We start from the raw sequence: 4,292 nt of genomic DNA on the forward strand, positions 1-4,292 counted from the left end.
GCATCAGCCAGGGCCGCCGCAGCCGCACCGACAGCTTCGCCGGCTTCGCCGCTCTGTGGTTCATCGGCGGCCTGCGCCGCTGGCGCCGCAGCCTGCTGCGCCACAAGGTCGAGGCCGCGCATCTCGAACGCTGGTACGCTCTGGCGCTTGGCTACGTGCCGGCAGATTACGCGCTTGCGGTCGAAATCCTCAACTGTCGCCGGCTGATCAAGGGCTACAGCGACACGCATGTGCGCGCCCAGTCGAAATTCGACCGCGTGCTGTCGGCGCTCGATCTGCTCAAGGGGAGGGACGACGCCGCCGACTGGATCCGCCGCCTGCGCGAGGCGGCGCTCAAGGACGAGAAGGGCGACATGCTGGACGGCGCGCTGAAGACCGTGGCGACACTGAACGAAGGCGCTCCTCGCTAGCCGGGGATCAAGCGCGTCGGTGCAGCTTGTAGATTCCCATTGGACAGGGGCTGGCCGCGAACGATAGCCAGGCCCTGGCGATTGACTCGTTAACCTCTCCTCACTTTTGTGAACATCGTTCATTTTTGCCCTTGAACATCGTTCAAGTTATGCTACATTGGCGCCATGAACATTGTTCATAAGGAGGCGTAGATGTCGGAACCGCTTGACACGGGCGCGCACAGGCCAGCTTCACCAGCGCCGGAACGAACCAGCGACCACCGGCGATTTCCGACCCAGTAAAGAACCTTAACCAGCTCACGGCTATCACAACGATCGGAACAGCGCATGAACCCGCGGGGATCACCGGAGCATCGCCGCGTGGTTCCGCCAAATGGGACAACGCCATGAACACGCATCTCATGCTTTCGCGGCGCTTCGCGCCGCTCTTCTGGACGCAGTTCCTGTCCGCTTTCAACGACAATTTCCTCAAGAACACGCTGGTGTTCCTGATCCTCTTCACACTGGCTGCCGATCAGGCCGCCTCGCTGGTCACGCTGGCCGGCGCCGTGTTCATGGCGCCGTTCCTGTTCCTGTCGGCGCTGGGCGGCGAGATCGCCGACCGCTTCGACAAGGCGCTCATTGCCCGCCGGCTGAAATTCGCCGAGATCGGCGCCGCTGCCGTCGCGGTCGTCGGCATCGCGCTGTCCTCCATTCCTGTGCTGATGACCGCGCTGTTGATATTCGGCGTCATCTCGGCACTGTTTGGGCCGATCAAATACGGCATCCTGCCCGATCATCTCGAGCGCAAGGAATTGCCCCGCGCCAACGCCTGGATCGAGTCGGCGACCTTCGCCGCCATCCTTGGCGGCACGATCGTGGGCGGTGTCGTCTCCGCTGACGGCATCGGTGTCGCCGTTTTCGGCCCGATGATGATGATCCTTGCGGTCGGCTGCTGGTTCGTCAGCCGCTCCATCCCCTCGACCGGCTCAGCCGCGCCGAACCTTGTCATCGACTGGAACATCTTCCACTCGACATGGCGCCAGGTCAGCGAATTGCGCACCGACACGCGCATCTGGCGCGCCGGATTGATGACCTCGTGGTTCTGGCTGATCGGCGCCATCGTGCTTTCGATCCTGCCCACGCTGATCAAGGACCAGCTCGGCGGCAACGAGATCGCGGTCACCGCCTATCTCGCGGTGTTCGCCGTCTCCATTGCCATCGGCTCGGCGATCGCCGCCTGGATGTCGCAGGGCCGCATGGTGCTGCTTCCCGCGCCGGTCGGCACCGCGCTTCTGGCGCTGTTCGGCTTGCACCTTGCCTGGACGATCTGGAGCATGCAGCCTTCGCCCAAGGCTGAAACCCTTGGCCTCTTCTTCGCCGGGCCGAACACCATCCGCGTTGCCATCGACCTTGCCGGCATGGCCATTTCCAGTGCCTTCCTGGTCGTGCCGACCTTCGCTGCCGTGCAGGCCTGGTCGCCCGAGGCGCGCCGCGCCCGCGTCGTCGCCGCTGTCAGCATCGTCAACGCCGGCTTCATGACGCTGGGCGGCATCCTCGTCGCCGCCGTCCAGGCCGCTGGCGTCTCTATTGCCAGCTTGTTGTTCGGGCTTGCCGCCTTCAATGCGGTGGCCGCCTGGCTGATGCTGAAATATCTGCCGACCAACGCCTTCCGCGACTTCGTCTCCATCCTCTTTCGCGCCTTCCATCGGCTGGAAGTGGAGGGTCTGGAAAACCTCAAGGCCGCAGGCCCGGCGCCGATTCTGGCGCTCAACCATGTCAGCTTTCTCGACGGTCCGTTGGCGCTGACGCTGACCGATGAAGAGCCGGTCTTCGCCATCGACTACACCATCGCGCAGGCCTGGTGGATGAAGCCGTTCCTCAAACTGACCCGCGCCTTGCCGCTCAATCCGGCCAAGCCGATGTCGACGCGCACGCTGATCAAGATCGTGCAGAATGGCGATCCGCTGGTCATCTTTCCCGAGGGCCGCATCACCGTCACCGGCGGGCTGATGAAGGTCTATGACGGCGCCGCCATGGTGGCCGACAAGACCGGCTCGATGGTCGTGCCGATCCGTATCGAGGGGCTGGAGAAAAGCCCCTTCTCGCGGCTGACGGCGCAGCACGTGCGCCGTCGCCTGTTCCCGAAGGTCAAGGTGACCATACTGCCGCCGGTCAGGCTCAAGGTCGCCGACGAACTGAAGGGCCGCAAGCGCAGAGCCGCCGCCGGTGCCGCACTCTACCAGGTGATGTCCGACCTCGTCTTCCGCACCCAGCATATCGACAAGACCGTGCTCGAAAGGGTCATCGAAACGGCGACCGAGCGCGGCATGAAGCAACTCGCCGTGCAGGATCCGGTCGCCGGTTCGCTGGGCTATGGCAAGCTGCTCACGGGTGTCGCCGTGCTCGGCGAGAAGTTCGAAGCGCTCTATGCCGGACAGGACACGCTCGGCATCATGCTGCCCAATGCCAATGGCGCTTGTGCCGCGCTGCTTGGCGTCATGTCCGCCGGCAAGGTCCCGGCGATGATCAACTTCACCGCCGGTGCCGCCAACATCCTGTCCGCCTGCAAGGCGGCGCGGGTCACCACAATTTTGACCTCTCGGGCCTTTGTCGAGCAGGCCAAGCTCGGCGCGACGGTCGAGGAAGTCGGCCGGTCGGTGAACATCGTCTGGCTCGACGATCTGCGCGCAACCATCAGCCTCAAGGACAAGCTGCTTGGCATGCTGCGCAAGGCCACGCCACGGGTTGCCCGCAATGCCACCGATCCGGCCGTGATCCTGTTCACCTCTGGCTCCGAAGGCACGCCCAAGGGCGTGGTGCTTACCCATCGCAACATCCTGGCCAATGCCGCGCAGGCCGCCTCGCGCATCGATTTCCACTCGGGCGACAAGGTGTTCAACGTGCTGCCGATCTTCCATTCCTTCGGGTTGACGGCGGGCACGGTGCTGCCGCTGGTGTCGGGCGTTCCGGTCTATTTCTACCCTTCGCCGCTGCACTACCGCATCGTTCCCGAACTGGTCTATGCCTCGAACGCGACGATCATCTTCGGCACCGACACCTTCCTCAGCGGCTATGCGCGCACCGCACACCCCTATGATTTCCGCTCGGTGCGCTACTGCTTTTCCGGCGCCGAGCCGGTCAAGGCCTCGACCCGCGAAACCTATATGGAGAAGTTCGGCCTGCGCATTCTCGAAGGCTACGGCGTCACCGAGACGGCGCCGGTGATTTCCATCAACACGCCGATGTACAACAGATCGGGCACGGTGGGAAAAATCATGCCCGGCATGGAATACCGCCTGGATCCGGTGATCGGCGTCCAGGGCGGCGGGCGGCTGTTCGTGCGCGGCCCCAACGTCATGGCGGGCTATCTCAGGGCGGAAAAGCCTGGTGTGCTCGAACCGCTGCAGGACGGTTGGCATGACACCGGCGATATCGTCAGCATCGACGATGCCGGCTTCGTCAGCATTCGCGGCCGCGCCAAGCGCTTCGCCAAGATTGGCGGCGAGATGATTTCGCTGGCTGCCGTGGAAGCGTTGGCGGGCGAGCTGTGGAAAGGTTCGCTCTCGGCGGTCGCGACGGTGCCTGATCCGCGCAAGGGCGAAAAGCTGGTGCTCATCACCGAAGCCGAAAACGCGACGCGCGCCGAATTTCTGGCCTTCGCCAAGGCGAACGGCGCCATGGACCTGATGGTGCCGGCCGAAGTGCGCGTCGTGGCGCACGTGCCGGTGCTTGGCTCGGGCAAGATCGACTTCGTCGGCGTGACCAGGCTGGTGCGCGGCGAGGCCTCTGAGGCCGCCAAGGTCGAGGCCGCCTGATAGCTGCGTGGGTCGTTCGCCAGCCTGTCGCGGTCATCGGGCCGGGCCCCGAGCCCGAAGCGGTTGAAGGCGATCAGGGCGGGAT

General features: G+C 64.5%; 2 protein-coding genes. Both read left to right on the forward strand.

All coding sequences use genetic code 11. The features are described from left to right. Positions 1–410: DUF6537 domain-containing protein (locus tag EOA36_RS29100; RefSeq protein ID WP_348629830.1), on the forward strand; the 410-nt coding region annotated here is incomplete at its 5' end. Between the two features lie 386 nt (positions 411–796). Beyond that, complete coding sequence (locus tag EOA36_RS29105; protein ID WP_127280444.1) at positions 797–4,207, forward strand: acyl-[ACP]--phospholipid O-acyltransferase; 3,411 nt, start codon at positions 797–799, stop codon at positions 4,205–4,207. The last annotated feature ends 85 nt before the right edge of the window (positions 4,208–4,292 follow it).

Source organism: Mesorhizobium sp. M8A.F.Ca.ET.021.01.1.1, assembly GCF_003998025.1.
In the GTDB taxonomy this organism is placed as follows: Bacteria; Pseudomonadota; Alphaproteobacteria; order Rhizobiales; family Rhizobiaceae; genus Mesorhizobium.

What these genes read in the sequence shown, in the direction of transcription:
- EOA36_RS29105 (WP_127280444.1), top strand. Translation starts at nt 797, where the DNA reads ATGAACACGCATCTCATGCTTTCGCGGCGCTTCGCGCCGCTCTTCTGG.